This window comes from Streptomyces sp. CA-250714, assembly GCF_050936705.1.
Classification (GTDB): Bacteria; Actinomycetota; Actinomycetes; order Streptomycetales; family Streptomycetaceae; genus Streptomyces.
In genome coordinates, this window is sequence record NZ_JBNJMI010000002.1 from 1,790,140 (window position 1) to 1,807,276 (window position 17,137).

Below are 17,137 nucleotides of genomic sequence, written 5' to 3' on the forward strand. Positions count from 1 at the left end.
AGGGTCCAAGCATTTTTGGACGAGAACGAGAACGAGGACAGGACGAGAACCATGCCGGACACCCGCCCCCTGTTCGACTTCATCGCCTACACCGCCCGGCTGCGGGAGGTCGAACGGCACAACCGGGCCACCGCCACCCGGCCCGAATCGGTGGCCGAGCACTCCTGGCATCTGGCGATGGTGTGCTGGGTGCTGCACGCCGAGTTCGAGCGGGAGAGCGGGCTGCGGCTCGATCTGGGCCGGATGCTGAAACTGTGCCTGATGCACGACGTGGTGGAGATCGACGCGGGTGACCCGTCGGCCTGGCACACGGCCGACGAGGACGCCGTCGCGGACAAGGCGCGCACGGAGGAGGCGGTGGCGCGCGAACGGTTCGGCGCGCTGCCCGCACCGCTGGGCCCTGAACTGCTCGCTCTCTGGCGGGAGTACGAGGAGGGCGCCACCCCGGAGGCCCGGCTGGTGCGCGGCGTCGACCGCCTCAACCCGGCACTGATGCGGCTGCTCACCGGTCAGGGCTGGTCAGACGTGGGCGCCGACGCCGCGGCCCTGGACAGCCTCCAACTCCCCCGGGTGAGCGTCAGCCCGGCCTTGACGGCGCTGTACGAGGAGGTACGGGAAGCCGCGGTTGCCTGCGGCCTGCTCCGCCGCTGACACCTGTTCTGGAGACCGCCTCTGCCTGACCGTTGCAGGCTGCGGCTGCGTTGTGGCTTGTCGCGCAGTTCCCCGCGCCCCTTCGGGGCGCGTGTCCCTGCGGACACGCCCTGGGCCCGCGGATCGCTCAGCCCAGCACCCGGGCGGTGAAGGCCGCCAGTCGGGCCCGCGCCTGTTCGCGGTCGGCCTGTTCGTGGCGTACGAGGTGTTCGACGAGGTCGGCGCGGGTGGCGGCGAGCAGCGCGTGCGCGGTGAACCCGCCGTCGGTGAAGCCGGGGAGCTGCTCCAGCAGGTCCTGGAGTGTGCGGTGCCAGCGCGCGTAGTGCGCGGCCTGGTAGGGGCTGTCGCTGCCGGTGCCCTCCAGGGCCAGGGCGAGGTGGCGGTTGTCGAACTTGAAGCAGAGGACGGCGTCCAGCAGGGCCGACACCCGTTCGTGGGGCGGGGCAGCCGGGCCCAGCGGCGGCTCCCCCTCCTCCACGGCGTTTCTGATCGGTTCGAGCCGTGCTTCGTACAGTGCGCGGATCAGGCCGGTGCGGTCGCCGAAGGCGCGGAACAGCGTCGCTTTGCCCACGCCGGCCGCTGCCGCGACGTCCGCCATGGTGATGGCCTCGGGGCTCTCGCAGCGGGCGAACAGCTCGTCGGCTGCCGCGAGGACGGCAGCCCGGTTGCGGGCTGCGTCCTTGCGTGGTTTGCGCTCGGGCATGAGGTCTCTCCGTGCCACTCCGGTTGCAAAACGGACCCGGGGTCCGTATCGTCCAACATGAAACGGACCCGAGGTCCACATCGTACGGGACAGGAGCACCATGCCCACTCACCCGGCACCGGCGGACCTCTTCCGCCATGGCCTGCAACTGCTGCTGGAGAAGAACATCCCCGCCTGGGTCGAGCTGTGGGACGACGACGGGGTGTTCGAGTTCCCGTTCGCGCCCGAAGGCCGGCCCCGGCGGCTGGCGGGCAAGGCCGCGGTCGCCGACTACATGCGCGGCTACCCCGACCACATCGACCTGCACGACTTCCCCCACCTGGAGATCCACCAGACCACCGACCCACGCACCATCGTGGTCGAGATGCGCGCAGTGGGCCGTCTCGTGCGGACCGGCAGCCCCTTCGAGATGACCTACATCGCTGTCGTGACCGTCGAGAAGGGCCTCATCACCCACTACCGCGACTACTGGAACCCGCTCACCCTCCTCCAGGACCCCGCGAGCGACTTCACCCGGAGCAGCCGATGACCACCACCGGCACCACTCTCGTCATCGGGGCCACCGGCACCACCGGCAGCCGCGTCGCCGCCCGGCTCGCCGCCGGAGGACACCGCGTCAAGGCCGCCTCCCGGCGCGCCACAGCGGTGCCCGGCACCCGCCCCGTCCGCTTCGACTGGGACGATCCCGCATGCCACGGCGAGGCCCTGCACGGCGCGGACCGGGTCTATCTGATCCCGCCGCTCGGCGACCCGGAACCGACCGGCATCATGCTGCCCTTCCTCGAACAGGCCCGCGCGGCAGGGGTACGGCGCGCGGTGCTGCTCAGCTCCTCGGCGATCCCCGCGGGCGGCCCGGCCACCGGGCGGGTGCACCAGGCCCTGCCCGGCCTGTTCGAGGAGTGGGCGGTGCTGCGGCCCTCGTGGTTCATGCAGAACTTCACCGGCGACCACCCGCACGCACAGACCCTCCGGGCGGACGGGACCGTCCTGACCGCGACCGGCGAGGGCCGTGTCGGCTTCGTGGACGCCGACGACATCGCGGCCGTCGCCGTACACGCGCTGACCGATGCCCAGGCCCCGAACACCGATCTGGTCATCACCGGCCCGCAGGCGCTGAGTTACGACGACGTCGCCGCCACCCTCACCCATGTCACGGGCCGCACCGTCACCCACCGGCGGCTGACCTACGAGCAGTTGCGCGACCGGCTGGCCGCCGTCCTGCCCGTGGAGTTCGCCGCGCTGCTGGCCGGGCTGGACCAGGCCATCGCCGAGGGCGCAGAGGACCGCACCACCGACACCGTCGAGCGCCTCACGGGGCGCCCGCCCCGCAGCTTCCGCACGTTCGCCGTACGGGAACTGTCGCGGAGCGCTCGCGTTCCGGGGTGACGCTCAGCGTTCCGGGGTGACCCTCAGCTCCGGGTCCTCAGCTCCATACTGTCCGGTCGGTCTGCTGGGGCGGATGCGGTGGCCAGGGGCCCAGTTCGGGGAGGCCGTCCGGGGAGCGGGGCGGACAGTCCGGCACCCGCCCGGCCAGCCATGCCGCCAAGTCCCGTACGGCGCCGCGCACTTCGCGGTCCGGTGCGGTCTCGCCCCCGCCGGCGTGCCAGCGCCGGTCCAGATCCGTGGCGACCAGGCTGGTGCCGGGCGGCAGCCTGCCCAGCAGAAAGTCCAGGGCATGGCCCGCCAACTCCGGGGGCCAGGCTGCCGGGCCGACACCGAGGTCCAGATCGACCAGATGGATCCACACCTCGCGCCAGCGGGCGAACACCGTCGCGGCGATATCGGCGTCCCGGAACGAGACGGGACGCCGCCAGTCCTCGGCCTTGGCACGGGACCAGACCGACATCAGCGCCTGGGTGTGTCCGGCCAGCGCCGCCCGGTGCTCCGCTGCCGTACGCCCGGCCGTGGCCTCGATGATCGCGTCGCGCTCGGCCTGTCCCCCGTCGTAGGCGGGCACCCGCTCCCCGCGCAGCGCGTGCTCGGCGAGGCGGGCGAACATCCGGGCGTTGTCGGTCAGATGCGCCAGCACGTGCCCACGCGACCAGCCGGGCAGCGCGGACGGCGCCCGCACCTGCTCGTCGTCCACATCGGCGAGCAGCTCTCGGAGCACTCGCTGGGCCTCGGCCACTTCCGCAACAGGAGGTATCACAGGCACCGACACTAGACCCTCGCCCCGGCCCCCGGCCCGGCCACCGCCGCTGTCGCCGTCTCCGCCTTGTCCAGCAGCTCCAGCAGATGTGCCGTCAGCGTCGGGCCCGCGTCCAGGAGTGGGCCCCGCACCGGGCCCGCGGGCAGGCCGCGCGCGTTGAGCAGGGCCTTCACGGCGACGGTGCCCGGCTGGCCGGTCATCACCGCCTCGGTCAGCGGGGCGAGCGCGAGATGGCGACGCGCCGCCGGCTCGTGCTCCCCCGCGTCATAGGCGTCGAGCACCCCGCGCACCAGCGGCGCCGCGACATTGGCGACGGTGCTGATGCACCCCGCGCCGCCGATCGCCCGCAGCGGCAGCGCGAACTCGTCGCAGCCCGCGTAGTACGCCAGCCCGGTGTCCGCCATCACCCGGGAGGACTTGATCAGGTCGTACGCGCAGTCCTTCACGCCCCTGATCCGCGGATGCCCGGCCAGCCGCAGCAGCGTGCCGGTGGTCAGCGCCGTTCCGGTGCGGCCCGGGATGTCGTAGAGCAGCACCGGCAGCCGGGTGGCATCGGCCACCGTACGCAGATGGTGCGCCACGGCCTCCTGGGTGGGACGCGAGTAGTACGGCGTCACCACCAGCAGGCCGTGCGCGCCCGCCGCCTCGGCGGCCCGGGCGAGCGCGACGGTGTGGCGGGTGTCGCTGGAGCCGACCCCCGCCACCACGCTCGCCCGGTCCCCCACCTCCGCCACCACGGCGCGCACCAACGCGGCCTTCTCGTCGTCGGAGGTCGTCGGCGACTCACCCGTCGTCCCGCTGAGCACGAGGGCGTCACACCCGCCCTCGTCCACCAGGTGCACGGCAAGGCGCCGAGCCCCCTCGACATCGAGCTCCCCCGCTGCGTCGAACGGGGTGACCATGGCTGCTGCGATACGGCCCAGGGGCCCTGCGGAGATCGGCATGGCCGGAGTGTGCGGCCGGGAGGGTCCGCGCACCATTTAATTGCCGTGAATCCTGCGTATAAGCAGCGCTTCACTGTGCGGCGGCGGTCAACGGGTGCCGCGTTCCCCGCCGTTGACGTTGAGCACCTGCGCCGTGATGTCGCGTGCCGCGGGCGAGGCCAGGAAGGCGACGGCTCCCGCGATGTCCCCCGGAACGCCCGGGCGGCCCAGCGCGGTGGAGGCGATGAGATGGTCGCGCCGCTCGGGCGTGAGGTGATCGCGGAAGAACTCGGTGTCGGCGATGTAGCCGGGCGAGACGACGTTCGCGGTGATGCCGCGCCGCCCCAGCTCCTGTGCCAGGCCCAGGTTCCAGGAGGCGACGCCCGCCTTGGCCGCCCCGTACGCTCCGGAGCCCTTGTCGGCCGCGATGGAGCCGATGCTGATGACAGCGCCGCCCTCCGCGAGCCGGTCCTCGACCGCCTTGGTCGTCAACGCCGCGCTGAGCAGATTGGCGTCCAGGTTGGCGCGGAAGCTCCGCGCGAACGCCGCCAACGGGCTGATTCCGGGGTCCTCCGAGGCGTCGAAGTCGGTGTTGCCGCCCGCGTTGTTGACCAGTACGTCCAGCCGCTCGGGCAGCTGGGGCAGCAGCCGCTCCACCGCTTCCGGGTCGGTGTGGTCGCAGACCACGGCCCGCGCGCCGATCTCCTCGGCAGCCGCCTCCAGTACCTCCTTCCGGCGGCCCGTGATGACGACCGCCTCCCCCTGTTCCGCGAAGTGCCGCGCCACAGCCAGCCCGATGCCTGTCGCACCGCCGGTGACCAGGATGCCGCGTGCCATAGAGTGTCCTCCACGTTCTGTGCAGACCTAAATTTAGACCTGAACATAACACGGGAAGAAGGGGCCATGGCAAGCGATCACTACCCGCTGGACAGCGCGGGCGACTACCCCGTGGCGGACATCGCCGCAGCGTGGAGGCGCGAGCGCCCCGGCACGCCGGTCTCCTCGATCGGCATCGTCACCCCGCTCTGGCGGCTGGCCAAGCTGTTCGGCGACGACCGCCGCCGCGTGCTCGCCCGCGCGGGCGTGGACACCGCAACCCTGGATCTGCTCAGCGTGCTCCGGCGCGCGGGTGAGCCGTACACCCTCACCACGCGGGAACTGGCCGACCGCTCCATGATCACCGCGGGCGCCATCTCCCAGCGGGTGGCCCGCGCCGAACGGGAGGGCCTGGTCACCCGCCGCCCCGGGGGCGGCCGCCGCCGCTCGGTCCTGGTCGAACTGACCCCGGCCGGACACGAATTGGTCGAGTCCACCGTCGACCAGGTCCTCACCCGGGAGGCCGAACTACTGACGGGCCTCGACCCCGACCAGCAGAACCAGCTCGCCGAGTTGCTGCGTGTTCTCCTCCAGGACGTGCAACGGCAGTTGAATGATCACCGATTGACACAAGTGGGAGAACCGGACTGAGTGGGAGAACCGGACTGAGGACTGTTCGGCACTCCTTTCACTGTAGTAACTTTAAGTGATCAAAACTGCGGGTGATTCGTACCGCCGGCGCCCACGGACAGAGAGCTGAGAGAACTTGCGCATGAATAAGCAGGCCAGCACAGCGATGTGGACCGCAGCAGCCCTCGCCGCGTCCCTCCTCCTGGGCGCGTGCGGGAGCGACGGCGGGTCGAAGGACAAGATCGACGGCGCCAAGGGAGAGGGCAAGGCGGAGTCCAAGTCCCCCTCCCCGTCGAAGAGTTCGGCTGGATCCGGGCGCCAGGCGCCCGAGGAGATCAAGCTGGCGAAGGACGCGAAGAACGTCTTCGAGGACGCGAAGACCGGTGACCCGAAGAAGGATGAGGTCCTGGCGGACAACCAGGCGCGGATCAATGTGGTGGACCGGATCATCACCACAGGAAAGAGCGTGAACGATCTGAAGCTGTACGCCGATGGTCAGGCATTCATCGATGCCACCAAATACATCGAGGAGTACACCGATGATCAGTACAGCTGGGCAGGCGTCACCCGTTACTACAACCAGCAGGTCAAAATCCTCGACGGCAGCACCGCGCAAGTCTCCTACTGCGTCGACGACTCGAAGGCGAACGACAAAAACCTGAAGACGGGAAAGCTCGACCCCTACGAGTCCGACGACAAGAGGGACACGCTGGAAACCAGCCGCATGCGGCAGAGCAAGAGCGGAATCTGGCAGGCCTATTCCAGCCAGACGAAACGGGGAGCAGAGGAATGCGAAAAGTAGCGAAGGCAGGTGTCGCTCTCTCTCTGGTCGTCGGAGTCTCCCTCTCCATGGGGTCACCGGCACAAGCAGAGAAGAGGCGAGGAGACCGGGCCAGCGGCTCCGCCAGCAACGGCAAAGCGGCGGCCGAGGTCTCCCACGTCCAGATAACCGGCGGCGGCGGTGGGGGAAAGAACACCGTCAAGCTGAACCCCAAGGACCCCAACTGGGAGCCTCCGGCGTGCTGGTATGAGCCGAAGACCACTCCCAAGGAGCTCAAGGAGCAGATCGAGAGCCTGAAGCCGAAGAAGCCGAAGAAGAAGGACAAGGACGAGGGATCGATTCTCGCGCCCAGCACCGACGCCACGGATCTCTCCAACGCCCTCCGCGGCCAGGCCAAGAACGTTCTCGACAACTACTACCAGACCGACAAATACAAGGACTACAACATCGACAAGCAGGGCGAGGGGATGTTCTGGGAGGGGGTGCGGAATCCCAACAAGGCGGATGACCCGAAGGCGGACGCATGCAGCGAGCACGCGATCTGGGTGCCCAAGGGGAAGCCCCCGAAGAGCATGCCGCTCGCCGTCAGCCCGAAGATCCTCGCGCAGTACGCGTACGAGGAACTGCCCATTCCGGGGACCGAGATCTCGCTGAACCCGGAGAACAAGCAGACGGTGAATCTCGACACCTGGGTGTGGCTGGACAAGGGCAAGTTCAAGCCGGTGGATGTGACGGCGTCGCTGGACCTCGCCGACGGCACCCACCTCTCGGCGACCACCACCGCCAAGCCCACTTCCCTCACGCTCGAACCCGGCACCGGCGATGCCAAGACCTACCCCGGGTCCGGAAAGTGCGTGGTGAAGAACGGCCAGCTGGGCGAGGAGTACTCGGCGGGGAAGAAGGACCGGACTCCGCCGTGCGGGATCAGGTATCTGCGGGCCAGCGGAAAGAACGGGTCCTATCCGCTGAAGGCGACGCTCACCTGGAACATCAGCTGGAAGGGTTCCGACGGCACCGGCGGCGATCTGCCGGCCGGCACTTTCAGCGAAACCAAGGACGTCACGGTGAAGGAAATCCAGTCCATCGTCCGGGACTGACGAACCGCCGGACGGACACACACCGCGGCGCCTGCCACAACCCGGTCGGGGACTGGCAGGCGCCGCGTCGTCCGTACGCCCTTGTACGGAAGCAGGGGGTCAGACCGTCAGCGCGCGGTCCGTCGGGCGGATCGGCGCGTGCAGGGTGCTGCTCTCACCGGTGAGGTGGCGGTCGACCGCCTTGGCGGCCGAGCGGCCCTCGGCGATGGCCCAGACGATCAGCGACTGGCCGCGGCCCGCGTCACCGGCGACGTAGACGCCGGGGACGTTGGTGGCGTAGTCGCCGTCCCGCGCGATGTTGCCGCGGGCGTCCAGCTCGACGCCGAACTGCTCGACCAGGCCGTTCTCCCGGTCGACGCCGGTGAAGCCCATGGCGAGGGTGACCAGTTGGGCGGGGATCTTCCGCTCCGTGCCGGGCTTGGGCTCCAGCTTGCCGTCCACCATCTCCACCTCGACCAGGTGCAGCCACTGGACGTTGCCGTCCTCGTCGCCCTCGAAGTGGGTGGTGTTGACGGAGTAGACCCGCTCGCCGCCCTCTTCGTGGGCGCTGGTGACCTTGTAGAGCATGGGGAAGGTCGGCCACGGCTGGCGGGCCGGGTCCCGCTCCTCGCCCGGCTTGGGCATGATCTCCAGCTGGGTGACGGAGGCCGCGCCCTGCCGGTGCGCGGTGCCGACGCAGTCGGCACCGGTGTCGCCGCCGCCGATGACGACGACGTGCTTGCCCTCGGCGGTGATGGGGGGCGTCACGAAGTCGCCCTCCTGCACCTTGTTGGACAGCGGCAGGTACTCCATCGCCTGGTGGATGCCGTTCAGCTCGCGGCCGGGGACCGGCAGGTCACGCGGCGTGGTGGCGCCCGCCGCGATGACGACCGCGTCGTACCGCTTGCGCAGCTTCCGCGCGTCGATGTCGCGGCCGATCTCCACACCGGTACGGAACTTGGTGCCCTCAGCGCGCATCTGCTCGATACGGCGGTTGATGTGCCGCTTCTCCATCTTGAACTCGGGGATGCCGTAACGGAGGAGACCTCCGATACGGTCCGCGCGCTCGTAGACGGCCACCGTGTGGCCTGCGCGGGTCAGCTGCTGGGCGGCGGCCAGTCCTGCGGGGCCCGAGCCGATGACGGCGACGGTCTTGCCGCTGAGCCGCTCCGGGGGCTGCGGGGTGACGCCGCCGGTCTCCCACGCCTTGTCGATGATGGAGACCTCGACGTTCTTGATGGTGACCGCCGGCTGGTTGATGCCCAGCACGCACGCCGACTCGCACGGCGCCGGGCACAGCCGCCCGGTGAACTCGGGGAAGTTGTTCGTGGCGTGCAGCCGCTCGCTCGCGGCGTCCCAGTCGCCGCGGTAGGCGTAGTCGTTCCACTCGGGGATGAGGTTCCCCAGCGGACAGCCGTTGTGGCAGAAGGGGATGCCGCAGTCCATGCAGCGCCCGGCCTGCTTGCTGATGATGGGCAGCAGGGAGCCGGGTACGTAGACCTCGTTCCAGTCCTTGACCCGCTCCTCGACAGGGCGGGTCTTGGCGACCTCGCGGTCGGTGTTCAGGAAGCCCTTGGGGTCAGCCATTGGTCGCCGCCTCCATCATCTTCTCGTGGGTCTCGGACTCACTGAGCCCCGCTCGCTCGGCGGCGTCCTTGGCGGCGAGCACAGCCTTGTACGTGGCGGGCAGGACCTTGCTGAAGCGGCTGAGCGCCCCGTTCGGTCCGTCCCAGTCGGCGAGGAGCTTGGCGGCCACGGTCGAGCCGGTCTCCTCCTGGTGGCGTCGCACGACCTCGTGCAGCCACGTCTTGTCGTCGTCGGTCAGCTCCTCGACGGCACCGCGCAGCCCTGCGTTGACGTTCGCCAGGTCCAGGTCGATGACGTAGGCGGTACCGCCGGACATGCCGGCGCCGAAGTTGCGCCCCGTGCTGCCGAGGACGACGGCCGCGCCGCCGGTCATGTACTCGCAGCCGTGGTCGCCCACGCCTTCGGAGACGACCAGGGCACCGGAGTTGCGGACGCAGAAGCGTTCGCCGACCCGGCCGCGCAGGAAGATCTCGCCGCCGGTGGCGCCGTAGGCGAGGGTGTTGCCCGCGATGGTGGAGTACTCGGCGAGGTGGTCGGCGCCCCGGTCGGGGCGGACGATCACGCGGCCGCCGGACAGGCCCTTGCCGACATAGTCGTTGGCGTCGCCCTCCAGCCGCAGTGTGATGCCGCGCGGTACGAAGGCGCCGAACGACTGGCCCGCGGAACCGGTGAAGGTGATGTCGATGGTGTCGTCGGGCAGTCCGGCGCCGCCGAACTTCTTGGTGACCTCGTGCCCGAGCATGGTGCCGACGGTCCGGTTGACGTTGCGGATCGCGACCTGGGCGCGGACCGGCTCGGCCTGCTCGGCGGTGTCGGCCTGGAGCGCGTCGGCCGCCAGCTTGATGAGCTGGTTGTCCAGCGCCTTCTCCAGGCCGTGGTCCTGCGCGGTGGCCTGGTGCAGTACGGCGCCCTCGGGCAGTTCGGGCACGTGCAGCAGCGGCGCCAGGTCGAAGCCCTGGGCCTTCCAGTGGTTCACGGCGCGGGAGGTGTCGAGCAGTTCGGCGTGCCCGATGGCCTCGTCCAGGGTGCGGAAGCCCAGCTCGGCGAGGAGTTCGCGGACCTCTTCGGCGATGAACTCGAAGAAGTTGACGACGTACTCGGCCTTGCCGCTGTAGCGCTCGCGCAGCACCGGGTTCTGGGTGGCGATGCCGACCGGGCAGGTGTCCAGATGGCAGACGCGCATCATCACGCAGCCGGAGACGACCAGCGGCGCGGTGGCGAAGCCGAACTCCTCGGCGCCCAGCAGCGCGGCGATGATCACGTCACGGCCGGTCTTGAGCTGGCCGTCGGTCTGTACGACGATCCGGTCGCGCAGCCCGTTGAGCAGCAGCGTCTGCTGTGTCTCGGCCAGGCCCAGCTCCCAGGGGCCGCCCGCGTGCTTGAGCGAGGTGAGCGGGGAGGCGCCGGTGCCGCCGTCGTGCCCGGAGATGAGCACGACGTCCGCGTGGGCCTTGGAGACGCCCGCCGCGACCGTGCCGACGCCGACTTCGGAGACCAGCTTCACATGGACGCGGGCTGCCGGGTTGGCGTTCTTCAGGTCGTGGATGAGCTGGGCGAGGTCCTCGATGGAGTAGATGTCGTGGTGCGGCGGCGGCGAGATGAGGCCGACGCCGGGCGTGGAGTGCCGGGTCCTGGCAACCCACGGGTAGACCTTGTGGCCAGGGAGCTGGCCGCCCTCGCCGGGCTTGGCGCCCTGGGCCATCTTGATCTGGATGTCGTCGGCGTTGACGAGGTACTCGGAGGTGACGCCGAACCGGCCGGAGGCGACCTGCTTGATCGCGGAGCGCCGGGCCGGGTCGTACAGCCGCTCGGGGTCCTCGCCGCCCTCGCCGGTGTTGGACTTGCCGCCGAGCTGGTTCATGGCGATCGCCAGCGTCTCGTGCGCCTCCTGCGAGATGGAGCCGTAGGACATGGCGCCGGTGGAGAACCGCTTGACGATCTCACTCGCGGGCTCGACCTCCTCGACGGGGATCGAGGGGCGGTCGTTCTTGAGGGAGAACAGGCCGCGCAGCGTCATCAGCCGCTCGGACTGCTCGTCCACCCGCTGGGTGTACTGCTTGAAGATGTCGTAGCGGCGCTGCCGGGTGGAGTGCTGGAGCCGGAAGACGGTCTCCGGGTCGAACAGGTGCGGCTCGCCCTCGCGGCGCCACTGGTACTCGCCGCCGATGTCCAGCAGCCGGTGCGCGGGCGCGATCCCGGAGGACGGGTACGCCTTGGCGTGCCGGGCCGCCACCTCCTTGGCGATGACGTCGATACCGGCGCCACCGATCTTGGTGGTGGTGCCGTGGAAGTAGGTGTCGACGAACGACTCGTCCAGTCCGACGGCCTCGAAGACCTGTGCGCCACGGTAGGAGGCGACGGTGGAGATGCCCATCTTGGACATCACCTTCAGCACGCCCTTGCCCAGCGCGTAGATCAGGTTGCGGATGGCCTGCTCGGGCGGCAGCTCCTCGGCGCCGGGCAGGAACGTACCGGCGCGCACCAGGTCCTCGACGGACTCCATGGCCAGGTACGGGTTGACCGCGGCGGCGCCGTAGCCGATGAGCAGCGCGACATGGTGCACCTCGCGTACGTCACCGGCCTCGACCAGCAGCCCGACCTGGGTGCGCTGCTTGGTGCGGATGAGGTGGTGGTGCACGGCCGAGGTGAGCAGCAGCGACGGGATCGGCGCGTGCTCGGCGTCCGAGTGCCGGTCGGACAGCACGATGAGCCGGGCCCCGGATTCGAGCGCCGCGTCGGCCTCCGCACAGATCTGCTCGATACGGGCCGCGAGGCCGTCCCCTCCTTCGGCGACTCGGTAGAGCCCGGAGAGCGTGGCGGACTTGAAGCCCGGCAGATCGCCGTCGGCGTTGATGTGGATGAGCTTGGCCAGCTCGTCGTTGTCGATGACGGGGAACGGCAGTGTGACGCTGCGGCAGGAGGCGGCCGTCGGGTCCAGCAGATTGCCCTGCGGGCCCAGCGACGAGTACAGCGAGGTGACCAGCTCCTCGCGGATCGCGTCCAGCGGCGGGTTGGTGACCTGCGCGAACAGCTGGGTGAAGTAGTCGAAGATCAGCCGGGGCCGCTCGGAGAGCGCCGCGATGGGCGAGTCGGTGCCCATGGAGCCGATCGGCTCGGCACCGCTGCGGGCCATCGGGGCGAGCAGGACCCGCAGCTCCTCCTCGGTGTAGCCGAAGGTCTGCTGGCGGCGGGTGACCGAGGCGTGGGTGTGCACGATGTGCTCGCGCTCGGGCAGGTCGGCCAGCTCGATCAGGCCGGCGTCCAGCCACTCCTGGTACGGGTGCTCGGCGGCCAGCTGCGCCTTGATCTCGTCGTCCTCGATGATCCGCTTCTCGGCGGTGTCCACCAGGAACATCCGGCCGGGCTGGAGCCGGCCCTTGCGCACGACCTTGGCCGGGTCGATGTCGAGGACACCTACCTCGGAGGCGAGGACGACGAGCCCGTCGTCGGTGACCCAGTACCGGCCGGGACGCAGTCCGTTGCGGTCGAGAACGGCGCCGACCTGGGTGCCGTCGGTGAAGGTGACGCAGGCGGGGCCGTCCCAGGGCTCCATCATCGTGGAGTGGTACTGGTAGAAGGCCCTGCGCGCGGGGTCCATGGAGTCCTGCGACTCGGCGCTCTCCCAGGCCTCGGGCACCATCATCAGCACCGAGTGCGGCAGCGAACGCCCGCCCAGGTGCAGCAGCTCCAGCACCTCGTCGAAGGTCGCCGAGTCGGAGGCGCCCTCCGTACAGACGGGGAAGATCCGCTCCAGCGTCTCGTGCCCTCCGCCGTGCTCGCGGCTGAAGAGTTCGGAGGCGAGCTGCGACTCGCGGGCGCGCATCCAGTTGCGGTTGCCCTGCACTGTGTTGATCTCACCGTTGTGCGCGACGAACCGGTACGGGTGGGCCAGCGGCCAGCTCGGGAAGGTGTTGGTGGAGAAGCGCGAGTGCACCAGCGCGATGGCGGTGGCGAAGCGGCGGTCCGACAGGTCGGGGAAGAACGGCTCCAGCTGCCCGGTCGTCAGCATGCCCTTGTAGACCAGGGTGCGCGCGGACAGCGAGGGGAAGTACACGCCCGCCTCGCGCTCGGCGCGCTTGCGCAGCACGAACGCCAGCCGGTCGAGAGCGATGTCGCTGCGCTTGCCCTCGGCGTCGGCGACGAACAGCTGCCGGAACGTCGGCATGGTGGCGCGGGCGCCGGGGCCCAGCAGCTCGGGCGCTACGGGCACCTCGCGCCAGCCGAGCACCGTCAGCCCCTCCTCGGACGCCAGTGTCTCGATGTGCGAGACGGCCGCCGAGGTGGCCCCGGGGTCCTCCTCCTGCTGGGGCAGGAAGGCGATGCCGACGGCGTAGGAGCCCGGCTCGGGCAGCGCGAACGGAACGCTCTCGCGGAGGAAGGCGTCGGGGACCTGAAGCAGGATGCCGGCGCCGTCCCCGGTGTCCGGGTCCGATCCGGTGGCGCCCCGGTGCTCGAGGTTACGGAGCACGGTCAGCGCCTTTTCGACCAGCTCATGGCTGGGCTCACCGGTCAGGGTCGCCACGAAGCCGACACCACAGGCGTCGTGCTCGTATCGGGGGTCGTACATCCCCTGCTTGGCAGGGTGGTGGGCGGCCCAATCCGCTGTCGGCGCAGCACGCATCGGCTCTCCCGTCGTCTCGTGGCAGTGGTACGTACCGAGGGACGACGTTGGCCCTCATGTGGCAAAACGTGGTGCAGAAATTTTCGTGCAGGTTACATGGTGGCCGACTTCCCGGAAAGTGGAAGCCGCATCTCACCATACGAACGCGGGCGCAGCTGTGTGAGCGCGCCGACGCGGGATGGCCCTTATGGGACCTGAAGGAACCTGCACAGAGGGTTCGGGGTGGGTGGCCCCGAGTGAACGAGCGGTGTTCTCTCGCACGCAGGCGTCATTGCCGGCGGCGTTACGGACTTCTGCCCAGCCATACGCAAGCTGAAACCGCCGGGTAACACAAGGATCATGCGACGTTTGCCGCCGCGCGTGCCATGAACCGGGTCACAGCCTGCGTGTCCCGCATGGGGGGCTGCGCTTGCCCACCCTGCGCCCCTGGCGCAGACTGCCCAAGCTTCGCGGGAGGAGCTGCCCCCCATATCGGCCTACCGCAACCGCACCGGCAGCGACTCCAGCTCGTTCTGCGTCAGCACCGGCCGATTGCGGATCTCCGCGACGGGGACGGCCAGCGACAGCGCGGGGAAGCGCTCGAACAACGCGGGTAGCGCGACCGACGCCTCCAGCCGGGACAACGCGGCGCCGGGGCAGATGTGCGGCCCGTGCCCGAAGGCCAGGTGCCGGATGGGCGCGGGCCTGCGCACGTCGAAGCAGTCGGCGTCGTCCCCATGCTGCGCGCGGTCCCTCCCGATGGCCCGGTAGGACATGACCACCCCCTCCCCCTCGCGCACCACCACGTCACCGACCTCGATGTCGGAGGTCGCGAACCGCATCAGCAGATGGGTGGAGGGCGACTCCCAGCGCAGCGTCTCCTCGATGACCGCCTCCCAGCCCACCTCGCCGTCCAGCACCAGGCGCAGCTGGTCCGGATGGGTGAGCAGCGCCCGTACGGCGCACAGGATCAGGGTCACCGTGGTCTCGTGCCCGGCGGCGACCATGGCCTCCAGATTGCCGCGTACCTCCTCGGCGGTCAGCGGCTCGCCGCCCTCGTCGGCCAGTATGAGGGCGCTGGTCAGGTCGTCGCCGGGGGACGCGGTCTTGTCCCGGACCATCTCCGCGTAGAGGCAGTCCAGCTCCTCGATGACGGCGAGCCGCTCGTCCTGCGGCGTCAGCATCGAGAAGAACGCCTCGTACAGCCGGTGCAGCCGTGGCTCCAGCGCGGGATCGACACCCATCAGGGAGCAGACCACCGACATCGGCAGCGGCTGCGCGAAGGCCGACTTCAGATCGAGGGGCGCGTCGGGGGCGTGTGCGGCGTGCTCCTCCATCGCGTCCAGCAGCCGACCGGTGATCCGTTCGACGGCGGGCCGGATCGCCTCCAGCCGGCGCGGGGTGAGGGCCTGCGCCGTCTTGACCCGCAGCCGCCGGTGCTCGGCGCCGTCGACGGTGAACATGGAGCGGCCCGCGTCGACCATGCCGATCAGCGGCCAGCTCGCGTCGATCGCGCCGCTGCGCCACAGGTTCCAGCGGGTGATGTCCTTGACCAGCCGGGTGTCGGTGAGCAGCTTGCGCGCTTCGGCGTGGGTGGTGACCGTCCATGCCTCGGCGCCCATGAGATCGATCCTGGCGAGCGGCCCGGCGGTGCGCAGCGCCTCGGTCTCCTCGGCGAGGGTGCCGACGAGCGGGTCGATGGCCAGCGGTTCGACGGCGACCCGGTCGACGGTGACCGGACAGCTGCCGGAACCGGGCGCCGCTCCCCCGCCCGCCGGGCAGCCGTCCGGGCCGGGGGCTGCCGTCCCGGCGCCGGGATGTGCGGCGCTCGCAGTGGTCCGCGGCTGTCCGTTCCCGTTCATTCAGCGGCCTCCGTACGGGGGTGTGGTGGCGAACCGGACGGGGAGCACCGTCATGCCGCGCAGGAAGGGCGAGGGGCGGCGGGCCAGGGTGCTGGGCGCGACGGCCAGTTCGAGGTCGGGCAGCCGGTCCAGCAGCACCTCGATGCCCGTTCTGGCGATGACTTCGGCGATCTCCTGCGCCGGGAAGGGGCACTGGTACTCGCCGTGGCTGAAGGCGAAGTGGGCGAAGTTGCTGTTGCGCAGGCCGTCCGCGCTGTCCTGGGTGTGCGCCGTCGGGTCGCCGTTGGCGCCGGCGAGGCCGAGCAGCAGCATGTCGCCCTGGGCGATCACCTGGCCGCCCAGCCGGGTGTCGCGCGCGGCCCAGCGGCCGGCCAGGATCTGGGTGGGGGTGTCTTCCCACAGCACTTCGTTCATGGCCTCGGGGATGCTGTGCCGGCCTCCGGTCAGCGAGGCGGCGAAGCGTTCGTCGGTGAGCATCAGCCGCACCGAGTTGCCGATCCAGTCGGCTGTCGGGAGGAACCCGGCGGAGGTGATGGCCATGAGATTGAGGGCGTAGGCCTCGTCGGTGAACTCCGAGGGATGGGCCAGCATGGCGGAGACCACGTCGGCGCCCGGGGAGAGGTGTTTGCGGACGACCAGCCGCTGCATGAGGGCCAGAGCCTGCTCGAACCCGGCCAGCGCGTCGGGGCCGCCGTCGCACATGTCCGTCAGGAAGCGGATCAGCTCGGGCCCGTCGGAGTCCGGGAAGCCCAGGATGCGGGCGAGGGTGAGCAGCGGCAGCGGCTTTGCGTACGCGGAGACGATCTCGGACTCGCCCGCGCCGCAGAAGCCGTCGATGAGCCGGTCGGCGATCTCCTCGGCGGTGCGGCGCAGTTCGATGTGGTCCACGCTCTCCAGCGCGTACTGGACCATGGCCAGATGGCGGCGGTGCTCCTCGCCGACGGTGAAGTAGACCGAGGGCTGCCGGGTGCCGATCATCGGGCGCAGCGGCCAGTCCTCGGGGAGGGTGTCCCACTGGTTCCACAGCCCCTGGTCGCGGGGGAAGAGCACCGGGTCGGTGGTGACCTGGTAGAGCTCGCGGTAGCCGATGACGAGCCAGGCGGGTACGTCGCCGGGGAGGGTCACGGGGACGACGGGGCCGTGGTCGCGGCGCATGTCCCGGTAGACCGCCTCCAGGTCGGTGTGGAACCGGGGGCCCATGAGCGGGACCGGCCCCGGGGCGCCTTGGCCGCCGCCCGCCTTGGCCGGGCACCCCCGGCGCTCCGCGGAAGGGGCGCTCGCGGCCGGTGGGCCGTGCGCGGCGGCGGGCTCGTAGGGCTGGGGCTGACTGGTCACGGTCGTAACTCCCCTGGGGGCGGC

14 protein-coding genes are annotated in these 17,137 nt (G+C 70.4%); 6 read left to right on the forward strand and 8 right to left on the reverse strand.

Annotated features, from left to right (window positions below):
* The first annotated feature begins 51 nt into the window (after positions 1–51).
* Positions 52–651 carry an HD domain-containing protein gene (locus ACQEU8_RS26905; protein ID WP_433105479.1) on the forward strand — a complete coding sequence of 200 codons (600 nt, stop codon included), beginning with the start codon at positions 52–54 and terminating at the stop codon, positions 649–651.
* Positions 652–778: 127 nt separating this feature from the next.
* Here the strand turns inward: ACQEU8_RS26905 and ACQEU8_RS26910 are convergent, their stop codons facing one another.
* Positions 779–1,354, reverse strand: a complete 576-nt coding sequence (locus ACQEU8_RS26910) for a TetR/AcrR family transcriptional regulator (RefSeq protein ID WP_433105481.1) — start codon at positions 1,352–1,354, stop codon at positions 779–781.
* Between the two features lie 100 nt (positions 1,355–1,454).
* Between ACQEU8_RS26910 and ACQEU8_RS26915 the strand changes: the two genes are divergently transcribed.
* A complete protein-coding gene (locus tag ACQEU8_RS26915; protein WP_433105483.1) occupies positions 1,455–1,883 on the forward strand; it encodes a nuclear transport factor 2 family protein in 429 nt (142 codons plus the stop codon).
* Entirely contained in the window at positions 1,880–2,740 is an 861-nt protein-coding gene (locus tag ACQEU8_RS26920) for an NAD(P)H-binding protein (RefSeq protein WP_433105485.1), read from the forward strand. The genes ACQEU8_RS26915 and ACQEU8_RS26920 overlap by 4 nt, the downstream gene beginning before the upstream one ends.
* A gap of 37 nt (positions 2,741–2,777) precedes the next feature.
* On the opposite strand, the gene ACQEU8_RS26925 is transcribed toward ACQEU8_RS26920, so the two are convergent.
* From ACQEU8_RS26925 to ACQEU8_RS26935, 3 genes are all read right to left on the reverse strand, one after another.
* Entirely contained in the window at positions 2,778–3,509 is a 732-nt protein-coding gene (locus ACQEU8_RS26925; protein ID WP_433105487.1) for a maleylpyruvate isomerase family mycothiol-dependent enzyme, read from the reverse strand.
* Between the two features lie 5 nt (positions 3,510–3,514).
* Positions 3,515–4,447: a 4-hydroxy-tetrahydrodipicolinate synthase gene (gene dapA / locus ACQEU8_RS26930; protein WP_433105489.1), complete on the reverse strand. Its 933-nt coding sequence runs from the start codon at positions 4,445–4,447 to the stop codon at positions 3,515–3,517.
* 87 nt (positions 4,448–4,534) lie between these two features.
* Positions 4,535–5,263 (reverse strand): SDR family NAD(P)-dependent oxidoreductase, encoded by a 729-nt coding sequence (locus ACQEU8_RS26935; protein ID WP_433105491.1) that lies wholly within the window; start codon positions 5,261–5,263, stop codon positions 4,535–4,537.
* A 66-nt stretch (positions 5,264–5,329) separates the two neighbouring features.
* Between ACQEU8_RS26935 and ACQEU8_RS26940 the strand changes: the two genes are divergently transcribed.
* The 3 genes from ACQEU8_RS26940 to ACQEU8_RS26950 all read left to right on the forward strand — a co-directional run bounded on the left by ACQEU8_RS26940 (position 5,330) and on the right by ACQEU8_RS26950 (position 7,750).
* Positions 5,330–5,893: a MarR family winged helix-turn-helix transcriptional regulator gene (locus tag ACQEU8_RS26940; protein ID WP_433105493.1), complete on the forward strand. Its 564-nt coding sequence runs from the start codon at positions 5,330–5,332 to the stop codon at positions 5,891–5,893.
* Between the two features lie 121 nt (positions 5,894–6,014).
* Positions 6,015–6,674: a hypothetical protein gene (locus ACQEU8_RS26945; protein WP_433105495.1), complete on the forward strand. Its 660-nt coding sequence runs from the start codon at positions 6,015–6,017 to the stop codon at positions 6,672–6,674.
* Entirely contained in the window at positions 6,662–7,750 is a 1,089-nt protein-coding gene (locus ACQEU8_RS26950) for a hypothetical protein (protein ID WP_433105497.1), read from the forward strand. Before ACQEU8_RS26945 ends, ACQEU8_RS26950 begins: the two co-directional genes overlap by 13 nt.
* A 99-nt stretch (positions 7,751–7,849) precedes the next feature.
* Here the strand turns inward: ACQEU8_RS26950 and ACQEU8_RS26955 are convergent, their stop codons facing one another.
* From ACQEU8_RS26955 to ACQEU8_RS26970, 4 genes are all read right to left on the reverse strand, one after another.
* Entirely contained in the window at positions 7,850–9,316 is a 1,467-nt protein-coding gene (locus ACQEU8_RS26955) for a glutamate synthase subunit beta (protein WP_433105498.1), read from the reverse strand.
* The gene (gltB, locus tag ACQEU8_RS26960; RefSeq protein ID WP_433105500.1) at positions 9,309–13,937 is read right to left on the reverse strand and encodes a glutamate synthase large subunit; all 4,629 of its coding nucleotides are present in this window, start codon (positions 13,935–13,937) and stop codon (positions 9,309–9,311) included. Before gltB ends, ACQEU8_RS26955 begins: the two co-directional genes overlap by 8 nt.
* Before the next feature lie 476 nt (positions 13,938–14,413).
* Positions 14,414–15,778 carry a cytochrome P450 family protein gene (locus tag ACQEU8_RS26965; protein ID WP_433105502.1) on the reverse strand — a complete coding sequence of 455 codons (1,365 nt, stop codon included), beginning with the start codon at positions 15,776–15,778 and terminating at the stop codon, positions 14,414–14,416.
* Positions 15,779–16,978 (reverse strand): cytochrome P450, encoded by a 1,200-nt coding sequence (locus tag ACQEU8_RS26970; protein ID WP_433108738.1) that lies wholly within the window; start codon positions 16,976–16,978, stop codon positions 15,779–15,781. It abuts the gene before it with no gap.
* Positions 16,979–17,137: the final 159 nt, after the last annotated feature.